This window comes from Alteromonas sp. ABH4_457 (assembly GCF_056160625.1).
In genome coordinates, this window is record NZ_JBSWXN010000003.1 from 547,866 (window position 1) to 564,682 (window position 16,817).

The window sequence follows — 16,817 nt, forward strand, 5'->3', positions numbered from 1 at the left end:
GGTGTGAATATGAAGGCAAGTTCAGCGCGCATCTTCGGCGCTGACTTTTTGTTTAATCATGGGTATCAAATCCCGTCCGAACAGTCTGACGTCCTGAATGGTGTCAAAGCCGTTGATCAGAAACCGGTCTACGCCGGCGCGGTAATATTCAAGCAGAGCATCAGAGACTTCTTCAGCCGTCCCCACCAGCGCCATTGCCTGTAAGCGCCCTTCAGTGGCCTTTGCAACGCCGGTCCACAAACAGGTGTCCAAACATTCCCCCTGCGAGGCCAGTGCCATTAAATGGCTGGCTGCGAGATCATCCTTTCCCTTATCCCGCCCAATCTTTGTGCCGTCCCGCTGAATTTGCGTCACCCGCTCCAGAACATTTTCTGCCTTCTTCCAGGCTTCTTCTGTGGTGTCGCCGACAATGATCCGCACTGACATTGAGATCCCCGGGTTACGGCCAAACTCAGCCGCTCTGGTTTTAAACTTTGCGATTAAGGCGCGGGTTTGTTCAAGTGTGCCCGGGCCAATGGCATACACATCTGCGCATTCCGCACCCAGCTTTACAGCAAGGTCTGAGGCACCGCCCCAGAAGACAGGCAGAACGGCTTGTACCGGTTTGATTTTGGAAAACGCCTGATTGAAGCGGTACCAGTCACCTTTGAAATCTGCCGGCGAGTGACTTCCCCATATCATTCGTAATACATCGATGTATTCCCGGCTGCGATAGTAGCGCTCTTCTTTACTGGTAAAATCGCCGTCGCATTCCAGTTCTTTGTCGCTGGCGCCGGTAATGATGTGTACCCCCGCTCTGCCACCGGAAAGCTGGTCCAGCGTGGCGAACATGCGGGCAGCCATAGTAGGTGCGATGAATCCCGGACGGTGTGCTACCATGAACTTCAGTTTGCTGGTGACCGCAGCGATATGACTGGCGATGGCAAAGCCGTCCGGCCAGGTAGCTGTCTGACCGATTAACACGCGGTCAAATCCGGCCTCTTCGTGGGCAATGGCGTAATCAACAGCAAATTGTGTATCAAAAACTGTGTCCACCGGACGCAGCTCCGAAGAATCGGCGTAAAAGTGCAATCCTACGATTTCACAAGGCATGATCAGTTCTCCCTCACTAATGGGTGTTTATCTTCTGCTGACAGAAACCGCTGCCAGGCATCCTGTTCAACCTTCAGCAGTGCACAAGCGTCTGCAGCAGGCGCCTGTGCGAACACATCCGAAGGCCACAGTGGATACTGCTGAACCGGGCTGTGTATAGCGGGTTGAAGTTGCGCAAGAAAATTGGTGGCTGGTTTTTTTCGCGCCTCTCGCAACGCGGTAATGTCTATTTCAGCGATGACCAGGTCTTCATCGCCGGCAGCTTTAACAGCGATACTCTTACCGTTGTAATCAAAACAGGCAGATGCTGCCGCTAACTCCCCCTGCACATTCGCCATGGCGAAATACAGTTGATTCTCGAATGCTCTTACGCCTCTTACACTGGCAGCGCCCTCCCGCTGCATATAATCCACACCGGTCAGGGAAGCCACAGAATTAACAATGAGTTCAGCGCCGTTTAAGGCAAGACTGCGCACAGCTTCCGGCCAGTGAGGCTCAGCGCCTATCAGCATGCCGATGTTTCCGAGTTCACAGGCGTATACAGGAAAGAAACCGCTTTCCCCGAATACCCGCGTGTATTGAGTGAATACATCATTCGGACTGGTGCGCAGGGAAATGGCGTAATTTTTCCGGTACACCATGCCAACTTCACCGGAAGGTGTAAGTAATGCGGACGATAAAAAGTATCTGTCGGGAATATCTGGGTGGGTTTCAGCAGCCTGGATAACAACATAAGTGCCGGTGGCAGCAGCCACCTCAGCAAATGCCTCTGTTTCGGGACCGGGCATAGTGACTGATGCCTTCAGCCAGCCCTCATAGTCCATTTGCTGATAGCCGGTAAAGGTGAATTCAGGAAACACAACCACCTTAGCGTTGTAGCACTCTGCCGCATGCTTTATCCGTGCGCAGCACAGCGCGATATTAGCTTGCAGTGTCTTGTTGCAGAGCGTGCCATCTGCATTGAAAGCAGGCCTGACAGGCGCATTACACATTGCGATGTTGTACCGCTCAATAGCTGGCATAACGGGTTCCCTGATCTGTTCCGGATTAAGCTACCTTAGAGACAGGGGTATAATATTTCTATATGAAAATACGCATTGATTATAGAGTTATTCTATAGCAGGATAAGTCATACACTTATATCAAATGCAGCGAGCAAGAATATGGATATCCGCCAGTTACGCAGATTTGTCACCGTGGCCGACTTAGGGAGTTTTAATAAGGCATCTGAAGCGCTGGCTATATCGCAACCGTCTTTGTCACGCAGTATCCAGATGCTCGAAGATGCGCTGGATATAAAGCTGTTTGAAAGAAGTTCCAGAGGAATATATTTGACTGCCCAGGGAGAAGAACTGCTGCCCCATGCAAGGATCATCATGACTGAGCGGGACCGGGCACTGGCAACCATCAATTCTTTGCGTAACAGGCGCGAAGAAAAACTCACCCTCGGGACAGAAAGCATGTTCACGGTAAACCGCCTGCCCGTGGCTATTTCAATGCTGGCAATCAGCGATCCGAATGTTCAGGTGATTGTCAAAGAAGGTAGTTTTCATGAACTGCTGGAACGGGTACGGGAAGGACGATTGCAAATGGCGCTGGGTTCTAAAGCACCGGACCTGGATATGAACGGACTCACCTTTGAAGAGTTGTCTGTAGAAGGCGCCAGCATTCTGCTCAGGGCTAATCATCCGCTGTTGAAAAACGGCAAGCCTTCCCTGAAAGGTTTAACCAGAGCACGGTGGATAGTGCCGGATAACCCTGTGATGTATAAACGCTGGGAACAACTTTTTAATATGCACAACCTTCCCCGCCCGCAAATCGGCCTGCGCACCTCGTCCTTTCTGCTGATGAAAGGCTGCCTGCTGAACTGCGACCTGGTTTCAATGGGCAATCACAGAGAATATGCCGATGAAATCAATGCGGGAGAGCTCATCAAAATTGATTTCGGCGAGACCGCTTACATGCGCCCCGTCGGCCTGTTCTGGCGCGCTGAGGCACTGCTCTCCCGTAGTGAAAAAACCTTTATTGCGGCACTGAAGAAAATCAGTCAGTCCTGACCTTTTCTCTGATATACCCCGTCGAGCCATTTTTTCAGATCTTCACCGGTTTTACCGGGCAGTTCCAACATGGGGTAATGACCCACATCGTCGTAGTGGATCACATCGACTTGTGTACTCTGAAAGTCAGCCACGGCTTTTTCCACCAGATATTCCGGCAGTACGGCGTCCCTGTCGCCCCATTGCAATAAGATCGGCGCGGTAACCTGTGAAGCTTCCTCTTTCGCACCTTTCGACCACACCGCAGCCAGATTCGCTTCATAATAGGCCTTCACCAGCGCGAACTTACCCGGGATATTATTGGTTTCGTAATACCAGCGTACGGTTTCCGGTGTCAGCCTGGAAGGCTCACCATACAACCAGCCGAGGAATGCCGAAAAATAGGCTTCCGGTAAGTAACCCGGCGTCCAGTTCTGATGAATATACTGAAAGATATCCACCAGAAAAGGAGGCTCAGAGGTGGGCGGTGCAGACAATGGCAATGTAGAGAGTGCCAGTGCTTTTACCTGTTCAGGATGTTTCGCAGCATATAACACTGAAATCGTTGAACCGCTGGAACTGCCCACCAGAGTAAACTCAGAAATGTTTTGCTGCTGAACAAACTGTTCCAGCAGCGTAACCACACCGGGCATGCCCTTTGAAGGTTCAGGATCATCAGATAATCCGTAAGGTGGCCAGTCTATCCGGATGACACGGTAACCGGTTTTCAGCGCCTCCGCCCAGCCATCGTAAATACGCAGGTTAGTCATTGAACTGTGAAGCATAATGACAGCCGGCCCTTCCCCTTCATCACGAACATGCAGGGTAACATCACCTGTTTTAATAAATTCTGACGGTGCACCGGCATGCTTTGCCTTTACCTCTTCAAGGGAGGGATTCCACCATCCGGCACGCATAGAGCCAATGATGGCCGCTGCAGAAATAAACAACACTGCCAGAACGGCTAAAAACCATTTCAGTAAATAATGCATTTTTTATCCTTTTCCCGGCTTCGCCATATCAGCCACAGACGCTTCCATGCCGTCATACTTTTTCACGATTTCTTTTTTGATGGTGAATGCAAAGAAAGCCGCGAGCGCCATAGCAGGACCCACTACAAGCCCAAGAGAAACACCGACCATATCGTCAGTTTTAAACACATGCTGGGTCAGCATGGCCACCAGTACCGGACCAATGGATGCGCCAATCAGGCTGGCAAAAAGATGGTTCACTGATGTCGCTACCCCGCGCATATTAGAAGGAACAATATCCTGCAGAATAACCAGAGACATTACCCCCGCCATGGCAAGCAGCACCGATGGAATAGCAATGAGAAACACAGTGGTATAAAGCGCAGGGTTAAACGCAATCAATCCGTAACTGATGCAAATACAATACGTGAAGATAATCACGTTGCACCGGTTCACCGGGCTTTTGCCGGTTTTCTTTGCCGCAAATCCGCCGGCAAGCGAGCCCGCCGCACCGGCTGCAAAAGACATGATGCCCATGATCAGACCCACTTGCTGTGGCCCGATATCGAACCGGCGAAGCATAAGCGGCACATTCCAGGCGAATCCGGAATACTGCACAACAGCAACCACCATTGTCAGTAAGTAAAGAGAACCCACCGATTTCCAGTTGGCCCTGAAGAAATCATAAAAAACACGAAGACCACTGAAAGGGTTCTTTGACGCTGCTTCAGACACTATTTCCCTTGGTGGTTCCTTACCGGTAAGCAGCAGTAAAATAGCCAGGGTACCGAAGCTGCCATACAAGATAAACAGAAAGCGCCAGCCCTCAAAGGAACCAATTACAGGTAAATGTGTGAGACTGCCGGCGGTAACCGACTCCAGCACCTGCCCGCCAACAATGAGTGAAAAGCTGCCTCCGAACAATTGCCCGACAATCAACCCGCCTATGAGCATGCCGCGATAGGCTTTCGGGGCCAAATCACCAATCAAAGATATGGCCACAGGCCAGAGTGCTGCTTCGCCCGCTCCCACCAGCATTCTGAACACAAATAGAGACTCGAAACTGTTTGCCAGGCCACAGGCCAGTGTGCCAACACTCCAGGTTAACACTGCAAAGGCCAGTAGTTTGTTCCTTGCAAGGCGATCTGCCATTAATCCCAGAGGGATGCCGCAAACAGCGAAAAGCAAAGAAAAAGAAAAGCCCTGTAATACGCCGATTTGGGTTTCTGTGAGGCCTAAGTCAGCCCGTAACGGATCAACCACCATTGATAACACCATTCTGTCCATGGTACAGAGTGCAGCGGTAATGATCAGGGCGGCGATAGTTAACCGTCCACCGGTTGAATAGAACGTTTTATATTGGATGCGATCGGGTTTTACAGCTGAACCGTCAGCTCCCGGACTTTCTGCTTGCGCATTTGCCATGTTGTTCCCCTTTATTATTCTGTTCTTGCCTATATTTGAGGAGGGCCGGCAACAACATTTATACAAGCCCTCCTGTGATTTCTCAGAACTTGTAGCCTACCTCGACACCGAATTCTGCAGGACGTGGCGCAGCAATACTCAGGCACAACTGGTTATTGCCGTACAAAGCAGTGTTGTTTTCATTGAACACGCAAGGCGCAGAACCGCCCGCCAGTCCTGTTCCGATAGCACGGTCCTGGTTGAAAATATTCCGGCCATAAAGTGAGATATCGAGAATATCGTCCGCCAGAGTGATGCGGCTGTTGAAGGTCCATGCACTTTCAACCGTGACAAGGTTTGATAAATCCGCGTAAAACTCACCGCGATAATTACCGTCAACACGGACTGACAAACTCATGTTGTTGTAAACATCCGGTACAAAGTATTCACCTGCCAGTCTGCCGTTCCAGCGCGGCACGTTAGTCTGAGTTTTACCGTTCAGAGAAACCGGGTCGCCGCTCTCTCCTTCAAAGCCCCATGCAGATGTAGCAGACATAACGAAGGGATCGCTGTCTACAAATTCATGGTGCGCATAGCCCACTGAGGCAGATAAAGACAAGTTGTCTGTGACAGCAATCTTGCTCTCTGCTTCAAAACCGTAAACTTCAGAGTTACCCACGTTATCAACGTAAGTCAGCGGCACTATCTGATCGCCCACTTCCAGGTTATTAGAACTGGTAAGTTGCTGATCAGACACATCCTGATAGAAGGCCGCCAGATTCAGCATCATTTTGCCGTCCAGAAACTGGTTTTTAGAACCAAGCTCGAAGTTATCCAGCTCTTCCGGTTTTGCCGCAATGGCCTGCGGTACGCCATCAATCACAACTCGGCTCAACCTCGCACTTTTTATGCCTGATGAATACAAACCGTAAATCATGTTGTCTTCTGACAGCTTGTAAGTCAGTGTCAGCCGCGGAGAAAAGTTAGTGGAACTGTTGCTGCCCTCTTCAGGCATCGGCGTGGTGCATTGCGGGCAGGCGTTGTAGATGACTTTTTCTGTGGCAACCCTGCCTTCAGCACTGAACATCAGTTGCTCAGTGATATCGTAATCGAGACCACCAAACGCAGCATAGTTCTGCATTTCATCCACCCGCGCAGTACCAGAAGGGTTCACGTCACTCGCCAGAGACGTAAACTGGGTTTCGTCTTCTTCCCAAAAGTAATAAAGACCGGCGCGCCAGCGTAAATCCTGTGCATCGGGTGAAAGTAACAGTAACTGATGGCTGGTATTCTTAAATATTTCCCGTGACGGGTAAGTAAAACCTGCATAGAACGTCAGGCTGACTTCGTCGGTGCCCACCACATCGCCGAATACCGGATCCTGCCCCGGCAGATACGCACGGGTTGAGAATGCGGCATCCCTGTCGTCTTCGCTTTTGTAATAACCCCCGCTGTAAACCAGACGGTAATCAGCAATATCTTTGGTGACAATCAGAGAAGAAAAATAACGGTCTCTGGCCGTTCCCGCCGCGCCGAAGCTGGCGATTGTGCCGGTATCAGGGTCTGGCACCACTGACGGATAAAAGGAACCGCTTGCCCGGGGCAGAGTGATAAGGTCAGCACCATTTTCAACCCAGTCTCTGGGGTGCTGAATAACCGCCAGCTGACCGGTATCTTCGTCATGGGAATACATGGTTCTGAACTTCACAGATAATGTATCTGACGGTGCATAATATAACTGCGCGGTGACAATTTCCGATCGCTCACGACCAATAGATGTACCGTCGTCGGTAGCCTCTGCCACACCACCGTTCTGGAATTTGGTCGCCCCCACATTCAGCCACAGCTTGTCTTCAATTAAAGGGGTTTCAATTGAGCCTGCCACAGAATAACTGTTGTCAGCACCGCCGGAAACAGTTCCGGCAGACGCACGGAACTCACCTTCGGTTTCATTAGCATCAGGCGTTGCGGTAACAAAATTTATGGCGCCGCTGTATGTTGCGCGGCCAAAGCTGGCTGCTTGCGGCCCCTTTATGACTTCGATACGGTCAATGCCGATAAAGCCGAAAGATGCCAGCTGACCACTTAACGGAATGCCGTCAAGAAAGAACGATACGCCCTGATAACGCTCATCAGAGGTGTTTGGCGTCAGACCCCGCATACCCACTGCGGTGGGATCATTCCGGTTGCCGCCGGCCAGATAGAGGTTCGGGGTAATGTCCTGCAGATCGCGGACTTCGTTAATCTGGTTATTGCGTAATTCTTCTTCTGAGAATGCATTGATCGCCAGCGGCACTTCCTGTAGCGGCTCGGCACGGTTTTTAGCGGTAACGACGATACGTTCCACGCCTGAAGACTGAGAAGCAGCCTCTTCCGACCAGACCTGACCGCTAACGGCTAATGTGGCCAGACTGAGGATCCCTTTTGTGATGCTATTGAGTTTCGCGTTTGCCTTGTTTTCCATGATTTAACCTTGTTGTTGTAGTTTTATAATCCACCGGTTAAAACACATCTTTGTGTGCTGGTAATGGAGCGGACCGGCGGTGGTCAAGATACTGCTTTGACTGTGTGGTTAAGAGCTGTCTGAACCACCATAGGCAAACCTCATTTGTTATCTTATTAGGTATGGCAGTGTCAGAAATTGATAAATGTCGGGTCTCAAACCGAATTAGTTTTCGTTTGCAGCAACGGATTGCATTGTTTCTGCAATGGTTTGTTTGAGAAGCGGAATCACCTTTTCACCAATGAAGCCGGCATCGTTATCCTGATCAGGACCACGCAGCAGAAAGCGGTCTACACCCAGGCGGCGATACTCCATCAGGCTGTCGACAACCTGCTCAGGGGTACCCACGAGCACGCTGTTATTTCCGCGCCCCATGTACGCCTTGTTCAGACCGGTCCAGAGACACCGGTCAAGACGGTCACCACTTTTTGCCTGGTCCAGCATTCTGCGGAATGCCCCGGAAGCTGCTTCATCACCGGCTTTCTCATGATCGCCGACAATACCGATGTCGCCATTTTCACGCTGCGCCACCACTTTTTCATACAATGAAGCAGCCCGTTCCCAGGCAGCATCTTCGCTGTCACTGGCAATCACCACGATGGTCATCAGGACACTGATTTCACGTTTATATCTGGCAGCCGCTGCTCTGGCTTTTCCGGTGAGCATGGCTGCACGGTCAAAGGTGTCACCACCGAAGGCATACACGTCAGCACATTTACCACATAAATCGAGGGCCAGATCGGATGTGCCGGCCCAGTAAACCGGTACTGCGCCATTGCCGGGACGGACGCGGGCAAACGCACCACGAAATGTGTAATATTCGCCGTCAAAGTCAAAAGGCTTTTCTGAAGACCACATTTTGCGCATCACTTCCACGTATTCAGCGGCAATCAGATAGCGTTCATCTTTGGTGTTGAATAAGCCGTCAGCCTGCACTTCCCTGTCATCAGCGCCGGCGATGATGTGTACAGCACAACGTCCTTTGCTCAGACGGTCGATGGTGGCGATATGTCTGGCTGCCACGGTTGGCGGCACGACGCCCGGGCGGTGTGCCATTAAGAAATTCAGCGAGGTTGTTGAAGAAGCCAGGTAAGCACTGATTGCAAAGCTCTCCGGCATGGTGGCCGCGTTTGCGATCAAAACTCTGTCGTAGCCTGCTGCTTCCTGAAGATGTGCTGACGAGCGGATATAATCTGCATCGAAGTCGATGCCTGAAGGGGCCTTACCTACCGCAGCAGGAAAATGATTTACAAGGCCGATGACTTCCAGTTCATCATGATTGTGTACGCTCATGGCGTCTCCCGTAGATGTGTTGTTTTATTGACCAAAATCATCTTATGGGCTTTTAAATAGCTTTTCTAAATCAATTTATTAATCTGTTATAGACATACCGTATAGCCGGATACCCCGAAAATTTACTGATAAATTTCACTGACTTCCGGTAACAGGCGGAGCATTACACCAAACAACAGGCAATAAAAAACCACGCGGTCAAAGCGTGGTTTTTTGCGTGATTAACAACAGCAGAAGCTCAGGTGTAGTACGGGTCTTTCATCGGTCCTACAGAGCGCGAGCGAACAGGTTGCAGCGGAACAGGATCTTGCGTTCCCGGGAAGTCAGGGCCCCAGTTCACAGGGTCGCCATGCATTTCCATCTTCGCATTATCAGTATACCAGTCAACCAGACGGCCATCGCAACGCAGCAACCAGGTAGTGCCGTTCGGACCTGCCGCAAAGTCGCCGTGACGCACCAGCGCAGGACGGAAGAAATAGACACCCGGCCACTGCTCACCGAAGTTAAACTCAAATGTGCCTTCCAGCGTGTAGGCTTCTTCAAAGCATGGGTGATGCGCAAGAGGATGCTCTACCCAACCCGGTTTTGCTTTGATAAGACGGGTATAAAACTGTGTTTTCTTATCGATAAACAGCAGTTTAATAAACAGACCCGGCACCGGAGTGCCACCTGCTTCGAAATCCATAGGGCTGCCAATTTCAACAGGTACCCATTCCATCAGGTTACTGTGCTTAATAACCAGTTCCTGATCTTCACGGACAAAATCTTTCTGCTCAGTAGTCGCTTCAAATTCCCATGTACCGTATTCACGGAAATACAGAATTTCTGTGCCGGGTTTTACGTGAAGTTCAGGACAAACTACGCCCGGAGGGGTACACCAGTAACCACCTTCAATAAGCACTTCGTCACCAATTTTCACTTCACCGCTTAACACGTACCACTCGGTCTGGGCTACGTGAACACCAGCCGGACGTGACCAGTCTGTATCAAACAGAATTTTGGCAGATACTGAACCGTCTTCTTCATCGTAAGACAGGTTACGCTGACGTGCAGTACCGGTTGCACCAACCAGCTCGGCCGGGTGCCAGATGAGATCTTTCTCATCAATCATCTCTACGTGTGGACGCATAGCTCTCCTCCAAATCTTATTGTATTAGCTTTATGCCTTTTTAAAATTTAACAGCTCCCTGAATCAGGAAAAAATCTATTATTTTTATATTTTGCATAACCTTTCATTTAACTATCAGGCGACACAGACGCCGCCGGATGTTGTGCGCTATAGCGTTTTCAGAAATGCGATTAACGCTGCGCGCTGCTCAGGGTTTTGTAACCCTGCAAAGGCCATTTGTGTACCCGGCACAACAGATACCGGGCTTTGCAGCCACGCATCCAGCTTGTCGTCTGTCCATTTGAAATCTGCGCCGCTCAATGCAGCAGAATAGGCATATGTTTTATCATGTCCCACCTGACTACCGGCAATGCCGGCCAGATTAGGACCAATTCGCATACCCGCATTTTCTGTGTAGGCATGACATGCCTGACAAAGCATAAACAGTTGTTTGCCCTTCTTTACCTGCGCCTCATCAGCGAATGCCACATTGGCTTGCAGTAAGCCGGACAACAGCAAAAGTAAAGTGCTGATCAATACCTTCTTCATTGCTACCTCTCTTTATACGCGGGACAGAATTTCAAACGCCACGCGTTCACCGGATTCAAGGGCTGACTCCATACCAAAATCCACACGACGGGTATGTTCGCCGGCGAAGTGCATGCGGTGATGCGGCTCAATCATTTCCTTCGCAAAGCGGTTCACCTGCCCTGGAGTGTACATGTGACGGCAACCCTGAATAAGCGGGTCGTTCTTCCAGCCATAAATATCGAGGAACTTGAGTTTTCCTTTGGTAGAAGGGCGCATGCGGTTTATTTCTGATTCGATAAGAGCCAGCGCATCCGCTTTCGACATCTGATCCATCCGCGATGCTGCGTTGTCGGTAAACACCACCATGAAGCGTGATTTATCTTCGTCAGGGCGTTTTTCCAGTGCCCAGAACATCTGCACGGTTTCGTCACTGAAGAAAGAAGGTTCAATGCCATCTTCTTCCCAGTAAGGCTCTTCAATGATGCCGAATGCACGGCAGGTGTCGACGTAATTCAGTGTATAAATCCCCTCTTCCTGGCGGCCTGCCACTTCAGGGTAAATATTGACGTACTGGAGTGTTGAGAACGGAATAGCAGAAACCACGTAGTCACACTGAAAACGGCTGCCGTCCATACAACTTACTTCCGCGCCTTTTTCATTCATGTCGACCTGACGCACAATTTTATTCATGCGTACATTGTCGCCCAGTGCTTTTGCCATCGCTTCAGGCAAACGTGATGCGCCGCCTTCAATGTTGTTAATTTGAGCCAGACCGTCGTGCTCGCCTTTCTTGTTCTCAAAACCATAAGGCCGGTCGATAACTTCAAGTTTCTGGCCGCCAAAGGATGCATCAAACAATGTGCGGTTTTTCTCCTGAAGCATGCCCAGCGCGGATGCGTTCTGCATGTCTGTGGTTGCAGAAGCCAGCTTAATGGCTTCTTCCGATACGCCGCGTTGTCTGAGTAATTCACCAATTGAAATGTCGTAGCCGGCATTTTTCGGATCAAGCCAGTCGTTCAGATTTTCCAGCGGATTGGCTTCAATCAGCAATTTAGAGCCTAAAAGGGGCGGAATGATCTTGCGCTCTTTACCCACGGTTTTATTCAGTGGCGAGTTTTCCCACTCTGTTGATTTGATCCACGTTTTTTCAATGTAATTCGACATCGGCATCAGATGGCGATGTTCAGGCACCAGCTTGAGGTTAAAACGCGAACACAACGCAATTAGCCTGGCATAAGAGCGGCCAATCTGGCTGGCACCATACTCTGGTCGTGTTTCCACATCATCAGCGGTATATACCCGGCCACCCACTCTGTCCGAACCTTCAAGGACAATGGCATCAATACCGGCATCCTTAAGCAGGAGTGCGGTATTCAGACCCGACAACCCGCCGCCGATAACGACGACTTGTGTTTTCTCAGCCTCTTTTGCCTGTATTTTTCCTGCGACTGAAAGGGCTGACGCTGCCAGCGCACCTTTCATCAAATCCCGTCTGTTTATTTTCATTTGTTTTGTTGCCTCAAAAGTTAAAAGAAAAATGGATCAGCCATTATTGTTTTTGTTTGCTGTCATCAGAATGTTGGGTAACGCGCTGTCATCCCAGGTTTTTGACGGACGACCAATACGCACGATAACCATGGATTGTGAAGGACTGACGTAAACTCTCTGTCCTCCTGAACCGTCAAAAAAAATAGTGTCGTCTGCGGCAAATGGCGCTGCGGCCGGTATTACCGCAGGTATGTCTTTGCCATAAATACGGGCAGGATTGTGCGGACTACCACGCCACACCTGCCAGCCATAATTAGGAAATATAGTGCCCGGCGCCATCATTTGCGTGGTCCACTTTGCAGAAACCAGTTGCTTGCCATTGATGCGGCCACCCTGCGCCAGAATGATGCCGGTGCGTAACCAGTCTTCAGCGGTTGCCTGTAAACAACATGCCATACGTGCGCTGCCATCAGGTTTGTCCAACCAGACTTTTGCTGTGGACGCACCTGCCGGTTGCCATATTTTCTCAGACAGATACTGTGCATAGCGCTTACCAGTGACAGCCTCAATAATCCACCCCAGATACTGAGTGTTAGCATTGGCGTATTGAAATTCCTCATACGGCGCTGACGGCACCGGCCAACGGGCGAAGGCAGTATGCAAGTCGTTGCCGAAATAAGCATAGGTGTATGGATTATCCACCGGATTATCAAACAAAGGCGTTTTGATGCCGCTGGTCATTTCAAGCATGGAGCGTATTGGTGCGCGTCCAACTTTTGTGCCCTGCAATTCAGGGAGATACTTTTCTGCCGGATCATCAAGTGAGTCCAGCAGGCCGTCATCCAGTAAGGTACCAAATAACAAAGCCACCACAGATTTGTGCATAGACGCCGTATCAAACAGCGTATTTCGCGAAAAACCGCTGCCGTAATACTCCAGCGTAACAACACCATGCTGCCAGACAAGCAATGCATAACTGTCGTGTTGTTTGGCTAGCGCGATAGCTTCGTGGTGCTGCGCGTTGTCTTTTAATGCACGAGGAAGCGGCCAGCTATTATTTCCGACAACAATTTCCAAAGGCGAAAACCATTTTGTATCATAAACATAGCTGTTCACAGGAAAGGATTTTTGACGAGACTTTACCAGTTCTCGCTGGGCATCGCCGGGCCACTCTTCTGCCGCAACAACCCCATACCAGACCGACGTGATCATCAGAATGACAAATAAGAATGTAACCCCAATTTTTAATGTCATTGTCGCCCCGGCGATGTGTGGTGTTTGCCCATAATTTCATTCTATTGGCCGGTTTTTTATCCCGATATGACAAATGTCAGATTGAGAAGAAGTTGGTAAACGGCGCAATTTAGTATAATGTTATCTCTTTATGATATTTAAGAATCCAACCGGCTGCATCTGCATCGGCGATTACGATTGATAGGAGTGACATTATGATTCTGGTCTTTGGCGCAACTGGCCGTACCGGCAAGGCCGTGGTACAGGCATTGCTGGAAAAGCAGGCCACGGTAAAAGTAATGGTTCGACAGGCTGATAAAGCCCGGGACCTCTTTGGAGAGCAGGTAGAAATCGTCGAAGGTGAGATCGTGGATCAGGCTGCACTAGCCAAAGCCTTTAAAGGGGTTTCAAAAGTCTATTTACTCTTAGGTAACAGCGAAACACAATTGTCATTGGAAAAGCGAATCACCGACATGGCTGTCGAGTGCGGCGTCAAGTTGCTGGTGAAACAATCTTCGATGGAATCACTGGAAGCATCTGACAAGCCAATTCCTGCACTGCATGTTGAGTCTGAAAAATACATCAAGTCATCAGGTTTGAACTGGGTGATGATAAGACCAACTTTCTTTGCTCAGATGCTGTTGACCTGTGCCAGAGGCGTCACCACGGCAGATACACTATCGTTTCCTCTTCGTAATGGCGTTGTGGCTGTCACTGATGCCAGAGATGTGGCTGAAGTCGCCGCCAAGGTACTGACTGAAAGCGGTCACGAAAATAAAAGTTATGATCTTACAGGGCCGGAGCTGCTGTCGTTTAATACTATCGCGGCCTTATTGTCCTGCACAACGGAAAGGCAGATAACATACAAAGATATGCCACTTGAGACTTACAGAGCAATATTAAGTAACGTTATTGATGATGAATGGCGGGTTAACGCAGTATGTGAAGAACTGGATGCACTGGCACATAACTGTGTCACTCATATTACCGGTACAATTGAACAGTTGCTCGGCCGGCCACCCCGCTCTGCCGCAGACTTTCTAACGGACTACAAAGCCGCATTTATGCCACAGTAACCCTGTTATCGGGTGGGCAGTTTCGGCTGATTATTGGCTTCCCAATAGCGGGTTGCCTCCCGGTACATGCCCAGTCCTTCATTCAGAATGTATTGCTTGCAGAGCTCTGCCACCTGCGATAACACCTTTCCGGTCCGGTGCACGACGTGCCAGTGATCCACCAATGGGAATCCCTGAACAGGCAGCCTTACCAGCTGCTTACTTTGCCCCTCGTCAAGGCTTAACGCGGGCACAATCGCCAGCCCCATTCGGGCCAATACAGCGTGTTTGATACCTTCGTTGCTGGCGATTGTCATACGACGGTTTATAGTCAGCCCACGCTCATTTAGCTGTGTATCAATAATTTGTCGGATGCCCGCTTCTTCTTCACGCAAAATAAATTGCTCTGCTGCAATGTCATCCCAGATCAAGCTAGGACGGGACGCCAGGGGATGGGAAGATGGCGCAATAACAACCAGATGATTGACCCCGAGTTGAACACTGTCAATGTTCTCCAGTGCCGGCGGCTGTCCAAAAATATAGAGATCATCAAGATTGCGATTAAGGCGGTCGAGAATGCGCCCCCGATTACCGATTTCAATGGCAACAGTGATGTTCGGATACCGGCGACAAAACGGGCCCAGCAAATGCGGGATAAAGTACTCCGCTGAAGTAACCACGCCGATGCTCAATTCTCCGCTTTTGATATTCTCAAGTTCGTTTAAAGCCACTTCCAGTCTGTCTGTACAGGCAAAAATCTCTTTGGCGTACTCAAGTACCATCTTTCCAGCAAAGGTAAATTTCAGGCGTTTTCCCACAGTTTCGTACATAGGTATGCCGATGCCTTCAGACAGTTTTTTCATCTGCATAGAAATATTCGGTTGCGTTAAATGCAGGTTTTTCGCTGCCGCAGCGATACCTCCAAAACGTTCCACCGCAATTAGAATTTCAAGTTGCCGGAACGTACCTATTCGTGAATGGAGTCGCTTATTAGGAAATGCCGCCATGCTCGGATTCTCTGTTAAATTTAATTCATGCCAATAGGCAAATGATATTTTTATAACCTCATACCAGAATGTAAATGAAGCCAGTCTGATAGAAGCAGGCCATACCTGCAGCTATCCGGGGCCTGACGGTATGAAGACCTCTTTATACAAAGGGATTCCTGTTAAGGGCTCCCGCTTAAGCAGCGGCTTTAATTGCTTTAAAAAGCCTGCGCTGCCACATACATACACAGCATCAACGACAGAATCGCCAGCCTCTTTTAACAGCGACTTTTCGAGTCCTTGCAAAGCTACTTCGCTACAATCCGAAATACATTCCACGTTAGTTTTAGCTAATACACCAAGTTCCCCTGCGATACTGCGACCGTCGGCTTTATCGACACCAAACCAGAACAGCGGTAAATGATTAGTACGGACTGACGCTATAAGCGCAATAAGCGGGCCCCCCCCTTCTTTTTCTGCAATGAATAGCGGCCTGTTATAGCGGGCGATGTTTTCGCCGAATGTACCGGATGGACCTTCAAGGGTTAGCAGATCACCTTGCGCGGCGTATTCAAACCAGTAGCGGCTCATGAGTCCGGTTTCATGCTTACGGATCAGAATACGGATATGCCCGTTTCGCGGAGACGCATCACACATAGAGTAATTCCGCCGTATGCCGTCACTATTTGTAACAGCAACATGTTGTCCTGCCAGATAATGAAAACGGGCCGACATGGGCAGCTGTAAAGTGACGAGAATAAGCTCAGAAGAAAGCCGTTTGATTACAGACACCATAGCAGGAATATTCACGACCGGCGGGATGTTCTTATGGACAAGCTCTCCGGCCTCTATCAGTAAATCAGACGTAGCCGTGCGGGCGCAGGCAAGTATACAACCACTTGCCAGCTCGCCGGGTGTGAGATTCTCATCCCTGAATTTGTGTGTAGTGCCCTCAGCCACTGTCACAATGCATTGCCTGCACTTCGCTGAGTGACAACTGTGAGGAACCGGAAACTGCGAGGCGATGCTGGCATCCAGCAGGGTTTGTCCGGCCTGCTGACTAAACGTCACACCGCGGGTTGTGGAGATAACCAGTGGCTTTTTTGCCATTGCTTAA

General features: G+C 49.9%; 14 protein-coding genes. 2 read left to right on the forward strand and 12 right to left on the reverse strand.

Annotated features, from left to right (window positions below; all coding sequences use genetic code 11):
- Positions 1-21 precede the first annotated feature (21 nt).
- Together ACXAGR_RS08870 and ACXAGR_RS08875 are read right to left on the reverse strand one after the other, a co-directional pair.
- Positions 22-1,092 (reverse strand): LLM class flavin-dependent oxidoreductase, encoded by a 1,071-nt coding sequence (locus ACXAGR_RS08870; RefSeq protein WP_474849393.1) that lies wholly within the window; start codon positions 1,090-1,092, stop codon positions 22-24.
- Positions 1,093-1,094: 2 nt separating this feature from the next.
- A complete protein-coding gene (locus ACXAGR_RS08875; RefSeq protein WP_474849395.1) occupies positions 1,095-2,114 on the reverse strand; it encodes a carbon-nitrogen hydrolase family protein in 1,020 nt (339 codons plus the stop codon).
- Positions 2,115-2,255: 141 nt separating this feature from the next.
- Between ACXAGR_RS08875 and ACXAGR_RS08880 the strand changes: the two genes are divergently transcribed.
- Positions 2,256-3,149 (forward strand): LysR family transcriptional regulator, encoded by an 894-nt coding sequence (locus ACXAGR_RS08880; RefSeq protein WP_474849397.1) that lies wholly within the window; start codon positions 2,256-2,258, stop codon positions 3,147-3,149.
- Here the strand turns inward: ACXAGR_RS08880 and ACXAGR_RS08885 are convergent.
- From ACXAGR_RS08885 to ACXAGR_RS08920, 8 genes are all read right to left on the reverse strand, one after another.
- Positions 3,140-4,120, reverse strand: coding sequence for an alpha/beta fold hydrolase (locus ACXAGR_RS08885; RefSeq protein WP_474844087.1), 981 nt, complete (start codon positions 4,118-4,120; stop codon positions 3,140-3,142). The genes ACXAGR_RS08880 and ACXAGR_RS08885 overlap by 10 nt on opposite strands.
- Positions 4,121-4,123: 3 nt before the next feature.
- A complete protein-coding gene (locus tag ACXAGR_RS08890; RefSeq protein ID WP_474844088.1) occupies positions 4,124-5,524 on the reverse strand; it encodes an MFS transporter in 1,401 nt (466 codons plus the stop codon).
- 82 nt (positions 5,525-5,606) lie between these two features.
- Positions 5,607-7,967, reverse strand: coding sequence for a TonB-dependent receptor (locus ACXAGR_RS08895; RefSeq protein ID WP_474849400.1), 2,361 nt, complete (start codon positions 7,965-7,967; stop codon positions 5,607-5,609).
- Positions 7,968-8,171: 204 nt separating this feature from the next.
- Positions 8,172-9,299 (reverse strand): LLM class flavin-dependent oxidoreductase, encoded by a 1,128-nt coding sequence (locus ACXAGR_RS08900; RefSeq protein ID WP_474844090.1) that lies wholly within the window; start codon positions 9,297-9,299, stop codon positions 8,172-8,174.
- Between the two features lie 238 nt (positions 9,300-9,537).
- Positions 9,538-10,428: a DUF4437 domain-containing protein gene (locus ACXAGR_RS08905; protein ID WP_474844091.1), complete on the reverse strand. Its 891-nt coding sequence runs from the start codon at positions 10,426-10,428 to the stop codon at positions 9,538-9,540.
- Between the two features lie 147 nt (positions 10,429-10,575).
- Positions 10,576-10,956 carry a c-type cytochrome gene (locus ACXAGR_RS08910; RefSeq protein WP_474849402.1) on the reverse strand — a complete coding sequence of 127 codons (381 nt, stop codon included), beginning with the start codon at positions 10,954-10,956 and terminating at the stop codon, positions 10,576-10,578.
- 12 nt (positions 10,957-10,968) lie between these two features.
- Entirely contained in the window at positions 10,969-12,444 is a 1,476-nt protein-coding gene (locus ACXAGR_RS08915) for a flavin monoamine oxidase family protein (protein ID WP_474844093.1), read from the reverse strand.
- A gap of 36 nt (positions 12,445-12,480) precedes the next feature.
- Complete coding sequence (locus tag ACXAGR_RS08920) at positions 12,481-13,680, reverse strand: serine hydrolase domain-containing protein (RefSeq protein ID WP_474844094.1); 1,200 nt, start codon at positions 13,678-13,680, stop codon at positions 12,481-12,483.
- A 194-nt stretch (positions 13,681-13,874) separates the two neighbouring features.
- On the opposite strand from ACXAGR_RS08920, the gene ACXAGR_RS08925 reads away from it, so the two are divergent.
- Positions 13,875-14,735: an NmrA family NAD(P)-binding protein gene (locus ACXAGR_RS08925; protein ID WP_474844095.1), complete on the forward strand. Its 861-nt coding sequence runs from the start codon at positions 13,875-13,877 to the stop codon at positions 14,733-14,735.
- Between the two features lie 5 nt (positions 14,736-14,740).
- Here the strand turns inward: ACXAGR_RS08925 and ACXAGR_RS08930 are convergent, their stop codons facing one another.
- Together ACXAGR_RS08930 and ACXAGR_RS08935 are read right to left on the reverse strand one after the other, a co-directional pair.
- Positions 14,741-15,721: a LysR family transcriptional regulator gene (locus tag ACXAGR_RS08930; protein ID WP_474844096.1), complete on the reverse strand. Its 981-nt coding sequence runs from the start codon at positions 15,719-15,721 to the stop codon at positions 14,741-14,743.
- Between the two features lie 111 nt (positions 15,722-15,832).
- A complete protein-coding gene (locus ACXAGR_RS08935; RefSeq protein ID WP_474849404.1) occupies positions 15,833-16,810 on the reverse strand; it encodes an FAD-binding oxidoreductase in 978 nt (325 codons plus the stop codon).
- Between the last annotated feature and the right edge of the window lie 7 nt (positions 16,811-16,817).